General features: G+C 62.5%; 17 protein-coding genes. 6 read left to right on the forward strand and 11 right to left on the reverse strand.

What is annotated here, in order from left to right; all coding sequences use genetic code 11:
* The first annotated feature begins 26 nt into the window (after positions 1-26).
* Positions 27-788: a YdcF family protein gene (locus ACXX81_RS01470; RefSeq protein ID WP_209985159.1), complete on the forward strand. Its 762-nt coding sequence runs from the start codon at positions 27-29 to the stop codon at positions 786-788.
* Positions 789-849: 61 nt separating this feature from the next.
* On the opposite strand, the gene lnt is transcribed toward ACXX81_RS01470, so the two are convergent.
* From lnt to miaB, 5 genes are all read right to left on the reverse strand, one after another.
* A complete protein-coding gene (lnt, locus tag ACXX81_RS01475; protein ID WP_458571102.1) occupies positions 850-2,373 on the reverse strand; it encodes an apolipoprotein N-acyltransferase in 1,524 nt (507 codons plus the stop codon).
* 8 nt (positions 2,374-2,381) lie between these two features.
* A complete protein-coding gene (locus ACXX81_RS01480) occupies positions 2,382-3,221 on the reverse strand; it encodes a CorC family transporter (protein WP_015373027.1) in 840 nt (279 codons plus the stop codon).
* 45 nt (positions 3,222-3,266) lie between these two features.
* Positions 3,267-3,725 carry an rRNA maturation RNase YbeY gene (gene ybeY, locus ACXX81_RS01485; protein WP_209985154.1) on the reverse strand — a complete coding sequence of 153 codons (459 nt, stop codon included), beginning with the start codon at positions 3,723-3,725 and terminating at the stop codon, positions 3,267-3,269.
* Positions 3,718-4,722, reverse strand: a complete 1,005-nt coding sequence (locus tag ACXX81_RS01490; RefSeq protein ID WP_458571103.1) for a PhoH family protein — start codon at positions 4,720-4,722, stop codon at positions 3,718-3,720. Before ACXX81_RS01490 ends, ybeY begins: the two co-directional genes overlap by 8 nt.
* A 217-nt stretch (positions 4,723-4,939) precedes the next feature.
* A complete protein-coding gene (miaB, locus tag ACXX81_RS01495; RefSeq protein ID WP_458571104.1) occupies positions 4,940-6,268 on the reverse strand; it encodes a tRNA (N6-isopentenyl adenosine(37)-C2)-methylthiotransferase MiaB in 1,329 nt (442 codons plus the stop codon).
* A 131-nt stretch (positions 6,269-6,399) separates the two neighbouring features.
* On the opposite strand from miaB, the gene ACXX81_RS01500 reads away from it, so the two are divergent.
* Positions 6,400-6,726 (forward strand): DUF1820 family protein, encoded by a 327-nt coding sequence (locus ACXX81_RS01500; RefSeq protein ID WP_003194436.1) that lies wholly within the window; start codon positions 6,400-6,402, stop codon positions 6,724-6,726.
* 128 nt (positions 6,727-6,854) lie between these two features.
* On the opposite strand, the gene ACXX81_RS01505 is transcribed toward ACXX81_RS01500, so the two are convergent.
* The 4 genes from ACXX81_RS01505 to ACXX81_RS01520 form a co-directional block, all read right to left on the reverse strand.
* On the reverse strand, positions 6,855-7,409 hold the full coding sequence (locus ACXX81_RS01505; RefSeq protein ID WP_209985147.1) for a tetratricopeptide repeat protein: 555 nt from the start codon (positions 7,407-7,409) through the stop codon (positions 6,855-6,857).
* Positions 7,410-7,634: 225 nt separating this feature from the next.
* Entirely contained in the window at positions 7,635-8,918 is a 1,284-nt protein-coding gene (gene hemL / locus ACXX81_RS01510) for a glutamate-1-semialdehyde 2,1-aminomutase (RefSeq protein WP_209985144.1), read from the reverse strand.
* A 17-nt stretch (positions 8,919-8,935) separates the two neighbouring features.
* Positions 8,936-9,559: a thiamine phosphate synthase gene (thiE, locus tag ACXX81_RS01515; RefSeq protein ID WP_458571105.1), complete on the reverse strand. Its 624-nt coding sequence runs from the start codon at positions 9,557-9,559 to the stop codon at positions 8,936-8,938.
* Positions 9,560-9,604: 45 nt separating this feature from the next.
* Positions 9,605-10,402 carry a hydroxymethylpyrimidine/phosphomethylpyrimidine kinase gene (locus ACXX81_RS01520; protein ID WP_209985139.1) on the reverse strand — a complete coding sequence of 266 codons (798 nt, stop codon included), beginning with the start codon at positions 10,400-10,402 and terminating at the stop codon, positions 9,605-9,607.
* Positions 10,403-10,676: 274 nt separating this feature from the next.
* Between ACXX81_RS01520 and ACXX81_RS01525 the strand changes: the two genes are divergently transcribed.
* The 4 genes from ACXX81_RS01525 to ACXX81_RS01540 all read left to right on the forward strand — a co-directional run bounded on the left by ACXX81_RS01525 (position 10,677) and on the right by ACXX81_RS01540 (position 17,188).
* On the forward strand, positions 10,677-13,070 hold the full coding sequence (locus tag ACXX81_RS01525; RefSeq protein ID WP_458571106.1) for a hybrid sensor histidine kinase/response regulator: 2,394 nt from the start codon (positions 10,677-10,679) through the stop codon (positions 13,068-13,070).
* Positions 13,071-13,174: 104 nt separating this feature from the next.
* Positions 13,175-14,827, forward strand: coding sequence for an acyl-CoA dehydrogenase family protein (locus tag ACXX81_RS01530; RefSeq protein WP_231422578.1), 1,653 nt, complete (start codon positions 13,175-13,177; stop codon positions 14,825-14,827).
* A 181-nt stretch (positions 14,828-15,008) separates the two neighbouring features.
* Entirely contained in the window at positions 15,009-16,481 is a 1,473-nt protein-coding gene (gene amn / locus ACXX81_RS01535) for an AMP nucleosidase (protein ID WP_209985129.1), read from the forward strand.
* A gap of 71 nt (positions 16,482-16,552) precedes the next feature.
* Positions 16,553-17,188 (forward strand): pseudouridine synthase, encoded by a 636-nt coding sequence (locus tag ACXX81_RS01540; RefSeq protein ID WP_245229025.1) that lies wholly within the window; start codon positions 16,553-16,555, stop codon positions 17,186-17,188.
* Here ACXX81_RS01540 and ACXX81_RS01545 read toward each other — a convergent pair.
* Together ACXX81_RS01545 and ACXX81_RS01550 are read right to left on the reverse strand one after the other, a co-directional pair.
* On the reverse strand, positions 17,183-17,401 hold the full coding sequence (locus ACXX81_RS01545; RefSeq protein WP_458571107.1) for a DUF2788 domain-containing protein: 219 nt from the start codon (positions 17,399-17,401) through the stop codon (positions 17,183-17,185). The genes ACXX81_RS01540 and ACXX81_RS01545 overlap by 6 nt on opposite strands.
* Positions 17,402-17,797: 396 nt before the next feature.
* Positions 17,798-18,277 (reverse strand): Lrp/AsnC family transcriptional regulator, encoded by a 480-nt coding sequence (locus tag ACXX81_RS01550; RefSeq protein ID WP_003176264.1) that lies wholly within the window; start codon positions 18,275-18,277, stop codon positions 17,798-17,800.
* Positions 18,278-18,691 lie beyond the last annotated feature (414 nt).

An 18,691-nucleotide genomic window follows, 5' to 3' on the forward strand; every position in this document is an offset into this window, starting at 1 on the left:
GCTTCGGGCATCCATGGAGATGCTCGATGCCTATTCGCTATTTCATTAAACAACTGTTGCTGCCGCCTGGCATTCTCTTGCTGCTGCTGGCCCTTGGCTGGTGGTTGCGACGCACACGCCCGCGCCTTGCCGGCTGCTGTTTTGCCCTGGGGTTGGGCGGGCTGTGGCTGATGAGCCTGCCGGTGGTGGTGGAGTGGAGCGCACGGGCGCTGGAGACCGTGCCACCTTTGGCCCGTGAGGACTGGTCTACCCTGGCTCAACGGGCAGATGCCATTGTGATCCTCGGTTCTGGACGCGAACGCGGTGACCCTGCGTGGGGTTCGGACCAGCCGACGGGTATTGGCCTGGAGCGTCAGCGTTATGCGGCGCGATTGGCCAAGGCATCCGGCCTGCCTGTGCTGACCACCGGTGGCCTGCACTACGACACGCCGCCCAGCGAGGCGGAATTGATGGCGGTTTCAATGCAGGATGATTTTGGCGTCACGGTGCGCTGGAAGGAGGAACGCAGCCGAACCACCTGGGAAAACGCGCAGATGAGCGCCGCGATCCTGTTGCCCCAAGGCATCAAGCGCGTGGTGGTGGTCACTCAAGCCTGGCACATGCCGCGCTCGGTGTGGAGCTTTGAAAAGGCGGGCTTTACCGTGGTGCCGGCGCCGGTGGGTTTTCTTGGCGTGGACAATGCGCGGCCACTGGGTGGCTGGATGCCGGAGTTCAAGTCGATATGGCAGAGCGGGTATTTGTTGAATGAGGCGGTGGGGCAGGTGGGGTACCGGTTGTTTTACAAGTGACACCACCGATCTGAATGTGGGAGGGGGTTGCTCCCTCCCACATTGGTTTTGGGTGGGTCGGCTAGACGGCTTTGGACATTCGGCCTGCCAGCAACGCCCAGCCAAACAGCGCCAGGCACACAATGATCAACGGCCACGAGCGCCATTGCAGATAGGGCGTGAGCTGGTGCATCGGCACCACTTCGCCATAGAGAATGCCACGCTCGAACTGTGGAATCTGCGCGGTGATCTGCCCGAACGGATTGATCAGCGCGGTCACGCCGTTGTTGGTGGCGCGGATCATCCAGCGACCTGCCTCCAGAGCACGCATCTGCGCCATTTGCAGGTGCTGCAACGGGCCGATGGAGCGGCCAAACCAGGTGTCATTGCTGATGGTCAGCAGCAAGTCGCTGCGGGCCGAAAGGCCGGCGGCAAATTCCGGGTACACCACTTCGTAGCAAATGAACGGTGCAATCTGGTAGCCCTTGGCCTGCAACAGCGGTTGGTCGGCCGGGCCACGGGCGAAGTCCGACATCGGCAGGTCGAAGAAGGCAATCAGGCCGCGCAGCATGTCCTGCAGCGGCACGTACTCGCCGAAGGGCACCAGCTTCTGCTTGAGGTAGGTGCCGTCGCCTTCGCCCACCACGGTGATGCCATTGAAATAGCGCTTTTCGTGGCGCACCTCCTGGCGGATCGGTACCCCGGTGATCAGCGCGGTATGCCGGTCGGCGGCAAACTTGCCCATCATGCCCAGGTAATCTTCGACGGATTCCTTGAGCACCGGCACTGCCGTTTCCGGCCATACCAGCAGGTCAACCGGCCTGGAACTCAAGCTCATGTCGCGGTACAGCGCGAGCTGGGCCGTCAGCTGTTGCGGGTCCCACTTCATGCTTTGTTCGATGTTGCCCTGGATCGCGGCCACGCTCAGCGGTGCGCCGGAGGGCGTGGTCCAGGCGTGATGCTTGAGTGCCAGGCCGATTGCCCACGGCGCGACCAGTAACGCCAGGCCTGCGCCGATGAAGGCATTGCGTTTGGTCGCCAGCAGGCGCGGCAGGTTGCACAACAGCGCCGCCGTCAGCGCCAGCGCGAACGAAATCAGCCACATCCCGCCCATAGGCGCCAGGCCGGTGAGCGGGCCGTCCAGTTGGCTGTAGCCGGAGTACAGCCACGGGAAACCGGTGAGGAACCAGCCACGAAACGCTTCCTGGCCGACCCACAATGCGGCAAAGGTCAGCGCGTCCGCCAGCGGCGCTTCATTGCGGCGCAGCCAGCGCGCCCACAGCCAGGCGGGCAGGGCGAAGAACCAGGCGATTGCGGCGGTGAACAGCAGCATCAGGAAACCCGCCAGCAGCACCGAAGCGCCGCCGAAGTGGTGGATGCTGTAGTAGATCCAGCTGGTGCCGGCGCCGAACAGACCGAAGCCGAAACACCAGCCACGGCCCAGGGCCTGGCGTGGGCTCAGGCCCCGCAGCCCGACATAGAACACGCCGACCGCCACCAGTGCAAACGGCCACAGGTCGAACGGCGCCAGCGCCAGAGTAGTGATGGCGCCGGCCACCACGGCCAGCAGGTTACCGGGCCAGCCGGGTGCGATCAAACGGCGCATGTCAGTCCTTAGCGGGCAATCGGAGTCAGGCGGATCAAGTGGATGCGGCGGCTATCGGCATTCAGGATGCGGAAGCGGTACGCGCCAATCTCGGTGGTTTCGTTACGTTTTGGCAGATGCCCGAACGCACTCATCACCAGGCCGCCGACGGTGTCGAATTCATCGTCGGAGAATTCGCTGTCGAAGAACTCGTTGAAGTTCTCGATCGGCGTCAGTGCCTTGACCAGGAAATCACCGCTGGGCAGCGGCTTGATGTAGCTGTCTTCTTCGACGTCGTGTTCGTCTTCGATGTCGCCGACGATCTGCTCGAGCACGTCTTCGATGGTCACCAGGCCCGCAACGCCGCCGTATTCGTCGATCACAATGGCCATGTGATTGTGGTTGGCGCGAAACTCGCGCAGCAGCACATTCAGGCGCTTGGATTCAGGCACGAAGGTGGCCGGCCGCAGCAGGTCCTTGATATTGAAGTTGTCGCCGTTCTCCTTGAGGATCAGCGGCAGCAGGTCCTTGGCCAGCAGGACACCCATGACGTCGTCATGGCTTTCACCGATCACCGGGTAGCGCGAGTGCGCCGAGTCGATCACGGCCGGGAGGAACTCCCGTGGGGTCTGGGTCGCCTTGATGCTGATCATCTGCGAGCGCGGCACCATGATGTCGCGGACCTGCAGGTCAGCCACCTGGATGGCGCCTTCGACGATGGCCAGCGCTTCGCTGTCCAGCAACTTGTTCTGGTGGGCCTCGCGCAGCAGCTCCAGCAGCTCCTGGCGGTTTTTCGGCTCGTGGGCAAAAGCCTGGGTCAATTTACCCAGCCATGACTTCTGCCCGTTGCTCGATCGGTCTTCGCTCATAGCGATTACTCTGAATCCTTTATCGTTACAGTTAGTAGGTGATGTTCAAGCTTCGTCATCTGCATACGGGTCCGGATGGCCCAATTCTGCAAGCAACGTTCGTTCCAGTGCTTCCATTTCTTCGGCTTCGTCATCGTCAATATGGTCGTAACCCAAGAGATGCAAGCAGCCATGAATGACTAGATGGGCCCAGTGGGCCTCAAGTTCCTTGCCTTGCTCCTGCGCCTCACGCTCGACCACCGCGACGCAGATCACCAGGTCGCCCAGCAAGGGGATGTCCAGCAGCTCGTCGGGCACGTCGGCGGGGAAGGACAGCACGTTGGTCGCGTAGTCCTTGTGGCGCCAGGTGTGATTCAGCTCGCGGCCTTCGGCTTCGTCCACCAGGCGGATGGTCAACTCCGAATCGGCGCTGCGCTGGCGCAGGGCCAGGGCGCACCAGGTGCGAAATTGCGCTTCGCTGGGGGCGGGCGCGTCGGTCGCCAGCTGCAGGTCGAGCTCAAGCATCGCGGCGCGTGTCCCTGGTCAGGCCGTCGTCGCGGTGTTCGAAGCGCTCGTAGGCTTCGACGATGCGCTGCACCAGCGGGTGACGCACCACGTCCTTGGGCATGAAATGCGTAAAGCTGATGCCGGGCACGTCCTTGAGCACCTCGATCACCTGGCCCAGGCCTGACTTGGTGCCCTTGGGCAGGTCGACCTGGGTGATGTCGCCGGTGATCACGGCAGTGGAGCCGAAACCGATACGGGTGAGGAACATCCTCATCTGTTCGACGGTGGTGTTCTGGCTTTCGTCGAGGATGATGAAGCTGTTGTTCAAAGTGCGTCCGCGCATGTAGGCGAGCGGGGCGATCTCGATCACCTGGCGTTCGATCAGCTTGGCCACGTATTCGAAGCCGAGCATCTCGTACAGCGCGTCGTAGAGCGGGCGCAGATAGGGGTCGATCTTCTGGGCGAGGTCGCCGGGCAGGAAGCCGAGCTTTTCGCCGGCCTCGACCGCCGGGCGCACCAGCAGGATGCGGCGCACTTGCTCGCGCTCCAGCGCGTCGACGGCGCAGGCCACGGCCAGGTAAGTCTTGCCGGTGCCGGCCGGGCCGATGCCGAAGTTGATGTCGTTGCCGAGGATTTCCTTGACGTACTTCTGCTGATTCAAGCCGCGCGGGCGAATCATGCCTTTTTTGGTACGCAGGGCCACGCTGGCTTCGGCCACGGGATTGTTGGCCAGGTCTTCCACCGCCGACTCCTGCAGGTACAGGTGCACGGTTTCCGGCGACAGCTCGCTGCCTTTGGTCTCGCGGTAGAGCCGGCGCAGCAGGTTTTCTGCCGAGGTGGTGTGCTGGGGTTCACCAATGAGCTCGAACTGATTGCCGCGATTGCGGATCTCGATGCTCAGGCGTTGTTCGATCAGGCGCAGGTGCTCGTCGAATTGTCCGCACAGATTGGCGAAGCGGCGAGCCTCAAACGGCTCGAGGATAAAACGATGGGGTTCTACTGTAGGTGCGTTCAAGGTCGCTTTTAGCCGCCCTTTGGCTGTTGAGGTGAAGGAGAGGATAGCGCCAGTGACTGGTGTGCGAAAGCACTTACGTCGTCGGAGTGTTGCACGGTTCAAATGTGGGAGGGGGCTTGCCCCCGATGGCTGAGTGTCAGTCAGTACATTTGAGACTGATGAACCGCCATCGGGGGCAAACCCCCTCCCGCATTTTGAGCAACGGTGATTTGACTATTTATTGAATCAGCGACCCGCGCAGCGAGTGCGGCTGCGCCGCATCAATGTGCACATCGGCGAACTGGCCGATCAGCATCGGGTTGTCGCAACGGAAGTTGACGATCCGGTTGTTCTCGGTACGGCCCTGCAATTCGCCCGGGTCTTTTTTCGAGTAATCGGTGACCAGAATCCGCTGGGTGGAGCCGACCATTTGTCGGCTGATCTCGAAACCCTGCTGGTTAAGCCGATGCTGCAGCGCATTCAGCCGTTCCTTTTTCAGCGCTTCCGGTGTTTCGTCCAGCAGGTCGGCGGCCGGTGTGCCGGGGCGCTGGCTGTAGACGAACGAGTAGGAAAAGTCAAAACCCACGTCCTCGATCAGCTTCATGGTCTGCTGGAAGTCTTTCTCGGTTTCGCCGGGGAAACCCACGATAAAGTCCGAGCTGATGCAGATGCCCGGCACCGCCGCGCGCAGTTTGCGCAGTTTGGATTTGTATTCCAGGGCGGTGTGGTTGCGTTTCATCGCCGACAGGATGCGGTCCGAGCCTGATTGCACTGGCAAGTGCAGGTGCTTGACCAGTTCCGGCACCTCGGCATGCGCCTGGATCAGGCTGTCGGAAAATTCCAGCGGGTGCGAGGTGGTGTAGCGAATGCGCTCGATGCCATCCACCGCCGCCACGACGCGGATCAGCTCGGCGAGGTCGGCCAGGAGACCGTCGTGGGTGTGGCCGCGATAGCCGTTGACGTTCTGGCCCAGCAGGGTCACTTCACGCACGCCGTTTTCCGCCAGGTGGATGATTTCCGCCAGCACATCGTCAAACGGTCGGCTGACTTCTTCGCCACGGGTGTAGGGCACCACGCAGAAGGTGCAGTATTTGCTGCAGCCTTCCATCACCGACACGTAGGCGCTCGGCCCATCGATGCGCGGTTCGGGCAGGTGGTCGAATTTTTCGATCTCGGGGAACGACACGTCCACCTGCGGCAGCTTGGTAATGCGCGCGGCGTCGATCATTTCCGGCAGGCGGTGCAGGGTCTGTGGGCCGAATACCACGTCGACATAGGGCGCGCGGTCGCGAATGGCCGCGCCTTCCTGGCTGGCCACGCAACCGCCGACGGCGATCACCATGTCCGGGTTGGCCAGTTTCAGCTCACGCCAGCGGCCCAGCTGCGAGTACACACGGTCCTGTGCGCGTTCGCGGATCGAGCAGGTATTGAGCAGGATCACGTCGGCATCTTCGGCGCGGGCGGTGACTTCCAGGGCCTGGTGTTCGCCCAGCAGGTCGACCATGCGCGAGCTGTCGTACTCGTTCATCTGGCAACCGTGGGTTTCGATATAGAGCTTCTTGGCCATGGGAATCGTCAACTGGTGGTAAAGAACCGCGCATTATAGGGGGCATGCCCATTGGTTCCTAGCGTTGTGCATCGGGTGCCATGCTATAGTTCGCGCCCTCTTTTATATCCGCGATGTGTTGCTCGCCCACCATGACCAAACGTGAAGCTCCAATCTACAAGGTGATTTTCCTCAACCAGGGCCAGGTGTTCGAAATGTACGCCAAGCAGATCTATCAAAGTGATCTGTGGGGCTTCCTGGAGGTGGAAGAGTTCGTCTTTGGCGAGCGCACGCAGCTGGTCGTCGACCCGGGCGAGGAAAAACTCAAGGCGCAGTTTGAAGGCGTGGTGCGCAGCTTTGTGCCGATGCATTCGATTGTGCGCATCGATGAAGTCGAGCGCCTGGGTACGCCGAAGATCAGCGAGGCGCGCGGCACCAGCAATGTGATGCCGTTTCCGATGCCGATGCCGGAGAAGTAGGGCTTTAAACCGAGGCGCGGCCTTCGCGAGCAAGCCCGCTCCAACATTCGACAGCATTTCAAGTTTGAAACTCGGTCGAGTGGGGGAGCGGGCTTGCTCGCGAAGAGGCCATCAAAAACGCTGAGGATTCAGGGAAGGGGCGAGAAGGGCGAACGCCCATCGGCACTCTGCAATTCCTGCAAATAATTGCGGAAAATCTGCCCCAGCACCTGGGTCGCCACTTCCAGCTCATCGCGCTGCATGTGTTCGGCCACTTCGTCGGCGGTATCCAGCGCATCTTCGGCGCCGTTGACCGCAGCCATCTTCAGCACGATATACGCCTGAATGTTATTGGCCGGCACGCCCTCACCCTTGAAGAACATGTTGCCGAGCTGAAACTGCGCCTGGGCATGGCCTTGCAACGAGGCTTTCTCGAAGTAGCTCAAGGCTTTGTTGAGGTCCACGGCGGGGTTTTTGCTGTCGTGGTAGAACTCGCCCAACTCGTATTGCGCTTGCGCGTCCCCGTCATCCGCCTGCTTTTGGCACGCGCTCAGGGCTTCGGCCTGGCCGTCCGGCTGGGTATTGAGGGTGCAACGACCCATCGCTGGAATTAACAACGAGTTGCCGCCTGCCTGGGCATGTGCCAGCAGCGGCTGAAGGAGCAACAGGCAGCCCAGAACCAGGGTGCGGCCGGTGCGTTTCATGGGAATCGACTTACCTCTGACGGGGCGCGCGGACCCTCGTGGGATCCAATAAGCGCGCATTATGAAATAAGCAGGCCTCTGCTTACAAAGTCTTTACTCGTTTTTCTGCTGCTTGGGCAAGTTATCTGCCGGATTGCAGGTTAAATCTCGAAAAAAGTAAGAAATCTCTGTAGGCAAAGTAGCAATCTGACGCCGCTGTAGGCAACGTCAGACGGCTGTGCGGGTTTATTTCAGGGCGGCGAAAGCGCGCTCGGCAGCCTCCAGGGTGAGTTTCAATTCCGCGTCACCGTGGGCAATCGAAGTGAAGCCCGCTTCGAAGGCACTCGGCGCCAGGTACACGCCACCGTCCAGCATCAGGTGGAAGAAGCGCTTGAACAGATCGGCGTCGCTGCCCATGACGTCATCAAAGGTGACGATATCGTCGGCGCCGCTGAAATACAGGCCGAACATGCCGCCGGCCTGGGTGGTGACGAACGGAATGCCAGCGGCATCGGCGCGCACCTGCAGGCCGTCGAGCAGGCGGGTGGTGTAGTCGGTCAGCTCCGCGTGAAAGCCCGGGCGGCTGATCAGGCGCAACGTGGTCAGGCCGGCGGCCATGGCCAACGGGTTGCCCGACAGCGTGCCGGCCTGGTACACCGGGCCCAGCGGCGCAATGTGCTGCATGATGGCGCGCTTGCCGCCAAAGCAGCCCACCGGCATGCCGCCGCCGATGATCTTGCCAAACGTGCTCAGGTCCGGCGTAACGCCGTAATGGGCCTGGGCGCCGCCGAGGGCCACACGGAAACCGGTCATCACTTCGTCGAAAATCAGTACCACGCCGTGCTTGTCGCACTGTTCGCGCAGGCCTTCGAGAAAGCCCGGCGCCGGCGGCACGCAGTTCATGTTGCCGGCGACCGGCTCGACGATGATGCATGCCACTTCCTGGCCGACTTCGCTGAGCATCTGCTCGACCGCGCCGATGTCGTTGAACGGCAGGGTCAGGGTGTGTTTGGCGAACGCCGCCGGTACACCCGCCGAACTCGGCACGCCCTGAGTCAGTGCGCCCGAGCCGGCCTTGACCAGCAGGCTGTCGGAGTGGCCGTGGTAGCAGCCTTCGAACTTGATGATGCTGTCGCGGCCAGTGAAACCACGGGCCAGGCGGATCGCGCTCATGGTGGCTTCGGTGCCGGAGCTGACCATGCGCACCATCTCCATCGACGGCACGATGGAGCAGACCAGGTCTGCCATTTCGGTTTCCATGGCGGTCGGCGCGCCGTAGGACAAACCGTGTTGCAACTGCTGGCGCACGGCGTCGAGCACGTCGGGGTGGCTGTGGCCGAGGATCATCGGGCCCCACGAACCCACATAGTCGACGTAGCGCTTGTCATCTTCGTCGGTGACGTAGGCACCTTCGGCGTGCTTGAAGAACAGCGGGGTGCCGCCCACGCTCTTGAACGCACGCACGGGGGAGTTCACGCCGCCGGGGATGTGTTTCTGGGCATTGGCAAACAGGGTTTCAGAACGGGACATGATGAGTCTCTCTGCAATCAAATCTTGAGAAGGGCGTTGAAGGCACGGGCGCGGCGCGTGACTTCCTGGGTGCTGTCGGCACCAAACAGACCATGGACCACGGCCAGCAGGTCGGCCCCGTGGGCCACCAGCGGTTCGGCGTTGTCGAGGGTCACACCGCCGATCACGCAGATCGGCAACTGCAGACGCTTGCGCGCCTGGGCGAGCATGTCGACGGTGGCGGCCGGGGCGCCGGGCTTGGTGCTGGAATTGAAGAAGCGGCCAAAGGCGACGTAGCTGGCGCCTTCCTTGGCGGCCTGCTCGGCCAGTTCGATCTGGCTGTGGCAGGTGGCGCCGATGATCGCTTTGGAGCCGAGCAGGGCGCGCACCGGGGCCAAAGGACCGTCGGTCTGGCCCAGGTGCACACCGACGCCCAAGCGTGCGGCCAGTTCGGCGTCGTCGTTGATGATCAGGCGGGTCTTGTAGCGCGAGCAGAGTTCGTGGAGTTTCTCCGCTTCGCGCAGGCGCCGGGCCTCGTCGCTGCTTTTGTCGCGGTACTGCAACAGGGGCACACCGCCCTCCAGCGCCGCTTCGACGTAGGCGAGGAATTTACCGGCCAGCAATTGGCTGTCGGTAATGGCGTAAAGGCCACGTAGTTTCATCGAGCAGGCCTCTCGGTGTTGCGAATTGATGTTGCGAGATTGATATTACGAACAGAAATCCAGCGGCAATCGGCGCGGTACGAACTGGCCCTGGCCGAGTTGTTCGGCGTCACGCAGGGTGCGCCAAGTGTAGTTGAGCGCTGATTGCACGGCGCTGACCAGGCCTTCGCCGTGGGCCAGCCGGCCACTGAGCGCACTGGCCAGCGTGCAGCCCGAACCGTGATAGCTGCCGGGCAGGCGCTGGCAGGTAAAGGTCTGGCGCGTGCCGTCACGGCTGTACAGGCGGTTATGCACTTCATGCTCGTCGCCATGGCCGCCGGTGATCAGCAGATGCCGGACAAACGGCAACAGCTTCTCGGCGCAGTCGTCGGCGCTGCCGTCCGGCAGTTCGGCGAGGATGCGCGCTTCGGGCAGGTTGGGCGTGGCGATCAGCGAGATCGGCAACAGGCGCTCGCGCATCGCGTAACCGACTTCGTCCTTGCCCAGGCTGCCGCCGCCGCCGGCCCGCAGCACCGGGTCGCAAACCACCGGCAGGTGCGGGTGCGCCTGCAGCAGCTCGACCACGGTGTCGACCATCGCGGTGGAACCGAGCATGCCCAGCTTGACCGCCGCCACTTCGGAGTCGCTGAGCACGGCGTTGGCCTGGGCCAATACCCACTCGCGGTCGAGTACGCGGAAATCGCTGACATTGACCGTGTTCTGCACGGTCAGGGCCGTGACGGCCGGCGCCGCATGGCAACCCTGGGCGAGCAGGGCTTCGATATCTGCCTGCAGGCCGGCGCCACCACTGGGATCATGGCCGGAGAGACAGAGAACAACAGGGCGAGAGCTGTAGATATTCATGGTGCGCGAGCTTACCACCAAACGCTTTTTGCGTGGCCGTCGGGCGATGGCTGAATTTTGCGCAAGTGCGTCGTTTTTTTGGCGCTTGAAGGCGTCCAAAAAATGGCTGAGAAGCCTGTCCCAGAGCCTTTCAGAATAACGTGCCAATAGTGTCCAATGGCCTTTAGCGGCTATGCTAGAGTGGATTCAAACAACTTAATGTATCGCCGGTATGCGTCTACTCAAAAGGATGGGGGGCTTATTGACCTGACCGGACAGGCCACGCTGGGGCTCTATGCGCTATTTGCTGATTGTATTGTTATGCGGGCTGCCGATGCTCGCCAGCGCCATCGAGTTCACTCAGGACACGCGCAGCCTGCCGCTGGGCAGGGCGATGCAAGTGCTCGAAGACCCCACCGACGTACTGACCATCGCCGATGTCATCGCGCCATCCGCGGCCGCGCGGTTCAAGCCCCATGACAAAGACACCCTCAACGCCGGCTATTCGCGTTCGGTGTTCTGGCTCAAGGTCGACTTGCAGTATGTGCCATGGCTCGTCGATGCCCAGCGCACCTGGCTGCTGGAGCTGGCCTACCCGCCCCTGGACCACCTCGACCTCTACCTGCCTGACCACACCGGTCACTATCGCCTGGCCGGCCGCACCGGTGACGCGTTGCCTTTTTCGAACCGCGAGATTCGCCAGAACAACTACCTGTTCAAACTCGACTTCGCCCCCGGCGAACGGAAGACCGTCTACCTGCGCCTGCAAAGCGAAGGCTCGATCCAGGCGCCGCTGACGCTGTGGTCCAGCACCGCGTACCTCGAACAACAGCCACTGCGCCTGTACGTGTTGGGCCTGATCTACGGCGTGCTGCTGGGCATGCTGGTGTACAACCTGTTCATCTACCTGAGCGTGCGCGACACCAGCTACCTCTATTACATTCTCTATATCGCCGCGTTCGGCATGTACCAACTGTCGGTGAACGGCGCGGCGGTCGAATATTTCTGGCCGAACAGCCCGTGGTGGGCCAATGCGGCGACGCCGTTTCTGATCGGCTGCGCGGCATTGTTCGGCAGCCTGTTCACGCGCAGTTTCCTCAGCACCGCCGAGCACAGCCGCTGGATCAATCGCCTGCTGCTGACACTGGTAGGCTGCGGCGCGGTGGTTATGCTGCTGTCGCTGATGACCAGCTACGCCCTCGCGTTGCGCCTGGCCACCGGCCTGGCGCTGGTGTTCACCGTGACCATCTTTGTCGCGGCCATCAAGGCGTGGTACTGCGGCCAGCGCGTGGCGCGCTATTTCATCATCGCCTGGTCGGCCTTCCTGCTGGGCGGGGTGGTCAATACGCTGATGGTGCTGGGCTACCTGCCCAATGTGTTCCTCACCATGTACGCCAGCCAGATCGGTTCGGCCATTGAAGTGTCATTGCTGTCGCTGGCCCTGGCCGACCGCATCAACGCCATGCGCGAGCAGCAGGCGCAGATTCTGCTCGACGCCAGCCAGACACTCGAAGGGCTCAACCAGCAACTGGCCCGCAGCAACCTGCTCAAGGACGAATTCCTCGCCACCCTGACCCACGAACTGCGCACCCCGATGAACGGCGTGATCGGCTCACTGGAGCTGATGCACACCCAACCGCTGACGGAGGAACTGGCGCATTACCATCAGACTGCCGCCGGATCGGCACGGGACATGATGCGCATGGTCAACGGCATCCTCACCCTCACCGAACTGCAGGCCGGGCGCCTCAGCCCGCAGCCCCGCGCATTCAGCCTGCGTGGCACGCTCGAGACCTTGCGCCAGCAATTCAGCGTCAGTGCGCAGAGCCGGGGCCTGGCGTTTACCGTGGACGTAACCGACGACCTGCCGGACCGGCTGATCGGCGACCCCGACAAACTGGTGCAGTGCCTCGATTGCCTGCTGGACAACGCGTTCAAGTTCACTCATCACGGCTCCGTGCGCCTGCGCGTGGTGGGCGTGCCCCACGGCGACGGCCGCCTGCGCCTGAGCTTTATCGTCACCGACACCGGCATCGGTTTCGCCTTTCTCGAAGAGGCCACCCTGTACCAACGCTTCTTCCAGCTCGACGGCTCGATGACCCGTGAATACGGCGGCCTGGGTATCGGCCTGGCGATCTGCCGGCAACTGATCGAGTTGCAGGGCGGGCGCCTGACCCATCATTCCGAGCCGCGCAAAGGCAGCCGCTTCCAGCTGGACGTGGAACTGGACAGCGTGAGGCCAGACCCCGACGCCGTGCGCTCGGGCAAGGAGCGCTCCGCCAATGAGTGCGCGGTGCTGCTGGTGGACGACAACAGCGTTGGCCAATTGGCCGTGCGCGGCATGTTGCTCAAGCTCGGTTACCGGGTGAAAACCGTGGACAGCGGGCCGATGGCGCTGGCGGCCCTGCAGGCCGAGCGTTTTGACGCGGTATTGCTGGACGTGCCTGAAGGCGGTTTCTCGTTGTGCTGTCAGATCCGCGCACTGCCTGGCTGCGGCGAGCTGCCGGTGATTGCCCTGGGTGGGTCATCCAGCGCACCGGAACGCGAACATTGTCATGGCGTCGGTATCACTGAACGACTGGTCAAACCGGTGCGTTTCGACGTTCTGCAGACGGTACTGGAACGCCGCGTGTTACGCGCACAGGAGGGCGAAGGCGCCGTGCAATCGGCGGGTATGCCACTTTTTTAAGCACAGTGACGATGCTTAACTGAAAAGCATTGGGCCTCATCGAGCTGCCTCTTGAACTGCCGGAGGGCGGCGATCGACATGGGCCTTTTTTCCAGGAGGCCTTGATGAACCTGCATCAGTTTGCCGAAACCCACGACGTCACCAATCAGCCGCCGTCCCTGGATGGCATCAACCTGTACCGCATCGACCTGCCTTTGCAGGACTGGTCACGCCGCTTTGGTGCCGGCTGGGCGCAGCCGCGCATCGATGCCTATGGCGCGCTGGCCGGTGGTCCGTTGATGGAGGCCGGGTTCCTGGCGAACCAGAACAAGCCGGTGTTCAGCAGCCATGATCGTTATGGCCATCGTATCGACCTGGTGGAGTTTCATCCGGCCTATCACCAATTGATGCGCACCGCCGTTGAACACGGCCTGCCGTCGCTGCCGTGGGCTCACCCGCAAGACGGCGCTCACGTGGCCCGCGCCGCGATGACCTACCTGCACACCCAGGCGGAAGCCGGCACCGGTTGCCCGCTGACCATGACCTTCGCCAGCGTTCCGGCCCTGCGCCTGCAGCCGGAGCTGGCGCAGGCCTGGTTGCCGAAAATCCTCAGCACCGACTACGACGGGCGCAACGTCGGCATGGCCCACAAGGCCGGCGTCACCCTCGGCATGGCCATGACCGAAAAGCAGGGCGGCACCGACGTGCGCGCCAACACCACCCACGCCTATCCGGTGGGCGCCGGCGGGCCCGGGCAAGCCTATGAGCTGGTGGGCCACAAGTGGTTCTGCTCGGCGCCGATGTGCGATGCCTTCCTCACCCTGGCCCAGACCGACAAGGGCCTCAGCTGTTTCCTGCTGCCACGCCACCGGCCGGACGACACGCGCAATGAGTTCTATATCCAGCGCCTGAAAAACAAACTGGGCAATTGCTCCAACGCCTCCAGCGAAGTGGAGTTTCGCGGCGCGCTGGCGTGGATGGTCGGCGAAGAGGGGCGTGGCGTGCCGACCATTATCGAGATGGTTGCCATGACCCGCTTCGACTGCATGGTCGGCTCCAGCGCCCTGATGCGCCAGGCGCTGACCCAGGCCAGCCATCATTGCGCCCATCGCCGCGTGGGCGGTCGCGTGCTCAGCGAGCAACCCTTGATGCAGAACGTGCTGGCCGACCTGGCCCTGGAAAGCGAGGCGGCCCTAGCGTTGAGCCTGCGCATGGGCCGCGCCCTGGATCACCTGGGCGATGAACACGAAGCGCGGTTCGCCCGGCTGGTAACGGCGGTGGGCAAGTATTGGATCTGCAAGCGCGCGCCGGCAATGATCAACGAAGCGGCTGAGTGCATGGGCGGTGCAGGCTATGTGGAGGACAGCATCCTGCCGCGCCTGTACCGTGAGGCACCGGTGAATTCGACGTGGGAAGGTTCCGGCAACGTGCAATGCCTGGACGTGCTGCGCGCGCTGTCCAAGGAGCCGGGTGTGCTGGAGACGCTGTTTGTCGAACTCGGCGATGGGCATGGCGACAGGCAGTTGGCGCGGCATATCCAACAGTTGAAGACCGCGTTTATGGACACTCAGGACATTCAATACCGCGCGCGGCAATTGACCGAAGACATCGCCGTGGCATTGCAGGCCAAGTTGCTGTTGGAGGCGGGGAATGCGGCGGTGAGTGAGGGGTTTATTGCCAGCCGGTTGGGTGAGTCGTCCGCGCGCGTTTACGGCACATTGCCGCGTGGGGTGGAGGTAGAAGCGATTGTTGCGCGCTCAACCCCCCAATCGGTCTGACTGCAAGCGGTCAGAATGTGGAGGGGACTTGCTCCCGATAGCGGTGCATCAGCTACAGCCAGGCTGATTGACACACTGCAATCGGGAGCAAGCCCCCTCCCACATTTACGGCATTCCAATTCCGGTGTTTCAGTGCAGCCGCGATACAGGCAAGATAAAGGCCTGCAAGTCAGCACACAGGATGCTTACCGTGACCGAAGCTTTTGTTGTCGTTCAAACCGCCGAAGAAGCCGTGGACCGGCTGGCCGCTCTGCACGAGCGTGCGACCGGCGCGCTCAACCAGGCCCTCAAGCAATACCTCAAGGACCGCGTCGAACCCGATGCCGACCAGCGCGCGCTGTTTCGCTACCCGGAACTGCGCCTGACCTACCACTGCCATGGCGAAGTCCCACAGACCACCCGGGCCTACGCCAAGGTGCAGCTGCCCGGCACCTACAGCGTGACCGTCACCCACCCGGCAGCCTTCCGTAAATACCTGCTCGAACAGCTGGTGCCGCTGATGCACGACTTCACCGTGACGGTGGAAGTGGGCGTCAGCCAGCAGAACATTCCGTACCCGTACGTGGTGGAGCAGGGCGATGAACTGGCCGGCTCCGGTGTGACCGCCGCGACCCTGGCGCGCGTGTTCCCCAGCACCGACCTGTCGGCCGCCACCGATGGCATCGCCGACGGCCTCTACGACTGGGAAAACACCGACCCGCTGCCGCTGGCGCTGTTCGATGCGGCCCGCGTGGACTTTTCCCTGCGCCGCCTGGTGCATTACACCGGCAGCGACTGGCGCCATGTGCAGCCGTGGATCCTGCTGACCAACTACCACCGCTACGTCGACCAGTTCATCCTGCATGGCCTGGAACAACTGCGCAGCGACCCGCGTTTTGTGCGCATGGTGCTGCCGGGCAACGTGATCATCGACAAAAACATGGACCACGGCGAAGCCTCGGCGATTGCCGCAGGCGTGGTGTGGCACCGCTACCAGATGCCGGCCTATCACCTGCAGGCCACCGACGGCCACGGCGTGACCCTGGTGAACATCGGCGTCGGCCCGTCCAATGCCAAGAACATCACCGACCACCTGGCGGTACTGCGCCCGCACTGCTGGCTGATGATCGGCCACTGCGGCGGCCTGCGCCAATCCCAGACCATCGGCGACTATGTACTGGCCCACGCCTATATGCGCCGCGACGGGATCCTCGACCGGGTGGTACCGCCGAATATCCCGATTCCGGCGCTGGCCGAAGTGCAGATGGCCTTGCAGCAGGCGGCTGCCAGCGTCACCGGCGAAAAAGGCGAAGAGCTGAAAAAACGCCTGCGCACCGGCACCGTGCTGACCTACGACGACCGTAACTGGGAGCTGCGCTGGGCGCAGGAGCGGCCGCTGATCAACCTGTCCCGCGCCGTGGCCGTGGACATGGAAAGCGGCACCATCGCAGCGCAAGGCTACCGGCTGCGCGTGCCCTACGGCACCCTGCTGTGCGTGTCGGACAAGCCGTTGCACAGTGAAATCAAATTGCCCGGTTCGGCCAACGCATTCTATGAGCGCGCGGTCAGCCAGCACTTGAAGATCGGCATCGAGGCAGTCGACCTGCTGCGCACCGAACTCAACTCGCTGCACTCGCGCAAACTGCGCAGCTTCGACGAGCCGCCGTTCCGCTAAGCGGTTGGGATGGTCATTTGGCGGTCAGGCCACTAGCATTGTCGGTCCTGACCGTTAGATGTTCCTTTGCCATGTCCCGTCCCACCCGTCCCGATTCGCGCCGCCCTGGCGTGAAACCTTCGCAGGCTGCCCCCCGTCGTGTCGCCAAGGCGCCGCCGGCCGAGCCGAAGCTGATCCTGTTCAACAAACCCTTCGATGTGCTGACTCAGTTCAGCGACGAAGGCGGGCGCGCGACCCTCAAGGATTTTATCGACATCCCCGGCATCTACCCGGCGGGCCGCCTGGACCGTGACAGCGAAGGCCTGCTGCTGCTGACCAACGACGGCCAGTTGCAGGCGCGCATCGCCGACCCACGGCACAAGCTGGCGAAAACCTATTGGGTGCAGGTGGAAGGCGAGCCGACTGACGCGCAACTGCAACGCCTGCGCGACGGTGTGGAACTCAACGACGGCATGACCTTGCCCGCCCAAGCCCGGCTGTTGGACGAGCCTGAGCTGTGGCCGCGTAACCCGCCGGTGCGCTTTCGCAAAAGTGTGCCCACACACTGGCTGGAACTGGTGATTCGCGAAGGGCGTAACCGTCAGGTACGGCGCATGACCGCGGCGGTGGGCTTGCCGACCTTGCGCCTGGTGCGCGTGCGTATTGGCGATTGGTCTATCGAAGGGCTGGATCAGGGCCAGTGGAAGGCGGTGCCGGCGCGTTTATAAGGCGCGGGACTCGATCAGGCCGATCACCACGCTCTTGATGATGAACGCGGCGATGCCCAGGCCCAGCACCAGGAACAGGATGAGCGAGCCAAAGCGTCCGGCGTTGGATTTTTTCGCCAGGTCCCACACGATAAAGCCCATGAAGAGGATCAGCAGGGTCACCAGACCGGTCATCATCCATTCTTCGAACCGAGCGGGGTCGAGGGTGTTCATGGGAGCCTTCCTTGCGCCAATTCAAGTGTGGCAGGAGGCTTGCTCCCGATAGCCGGGTGTCCGTCAGCTTATTCATAAACTGACACGCCGCTATCGGGAGCAAGCCCCCTCCCACAGGGTAATGCCGTTCAGTTAAGCGCAGATTCCCTGTGGCGAGCAGGCTCGTCCTGCGTTGGGCTGCGTAGCAGCCCCAAAACCAGGCGCTGAGCAGTATCAGGTACACCGCGTTTTCCTTGATTAGGGGCGCTGCGCACCCCAACGCGGCGGCCCCCTAAGTCGCCGTTACCGCAGAAACCGATAGGTACACCGAAAAGTCGCATCGCTCATTGCTTCGAGCATCACGCTGGCTTAACTGAACGGCATTACTCCCACAGGGGAACTTCAGTGTGCTTCAGGTCAGGTACGCAAGTGCGTCAGCGGCAGTTCGGTGCTGTTGAGCACCTGGTTGAGCACGAAGCTGGAGCGCACGCTGGTCACGCCTTCGATGCGGGTCAGATGGCCCAGCAGCAGTTTTTGATAGTGATCCATGTCCGGCACCACCACTTTGAGCTGATAGTCCGCGTCCATCCCGGTCACCAGACTGCATTCCAGCACCTGGGGCAGGGTGCGGATGGCGGCTTCAAAATTCTCGAAGCGCTCGGGGGTGTGCCGGTCCATGCCGATCAGCACATAGGCGGTCAGGCTCAAACCGAGCATCTTGCGATCGAGCAGGGCGACCTGGCGGGAGATATAGCCGTCGTCTTCCAGTTGCTTGACCCGGCGCGAGCAGGGCGACGGCGACAGGCCAATACGCTCGGCCAGCTCCTGGTTGGAGATCCTCGCGTCGCGCTGCAATTCCGCCAGAATACTCAAGTCGTATCGGTCAAGCTTGCTCATCGGGTTAGCCTTTGTCGTAACTATTGCGATGAATTATCCATGAAGGGTTAAAAATTGCGCAAGCACTGTTTATTGACGCAATCTTCGCAATCATCCGTCGGGCGTGGGCGGGTATCGTTGTCAACAGAATCACCGCCTGGACAACAGTCCACAGCAGCTCGCCCAATCAGGTGCGTTGCGGCCGCCACCCCAGCAGGGTTGAGCCGGCCTCCAGGCTGCACACTGTCGACACGACGGCGTGAGGTGAGCCAACGTCAAAAGCGTTGCGCCAGGACGAAATTCTCAAGGGGGGGCCGACGGGTCGCCCCTTTTCTTTTGCCCCGGTTTTACCTGCGATGAAACTTCTTGTGACTGATAACCTGTGCCAGAACCGGGCGAAGCTTTCCCAGTCTCATGTTCAAGCCCTAATCCGCA

The sequence above is a fragment of the Pseudomonas sp. GNP013 genome (assembly GCF_054343995.1).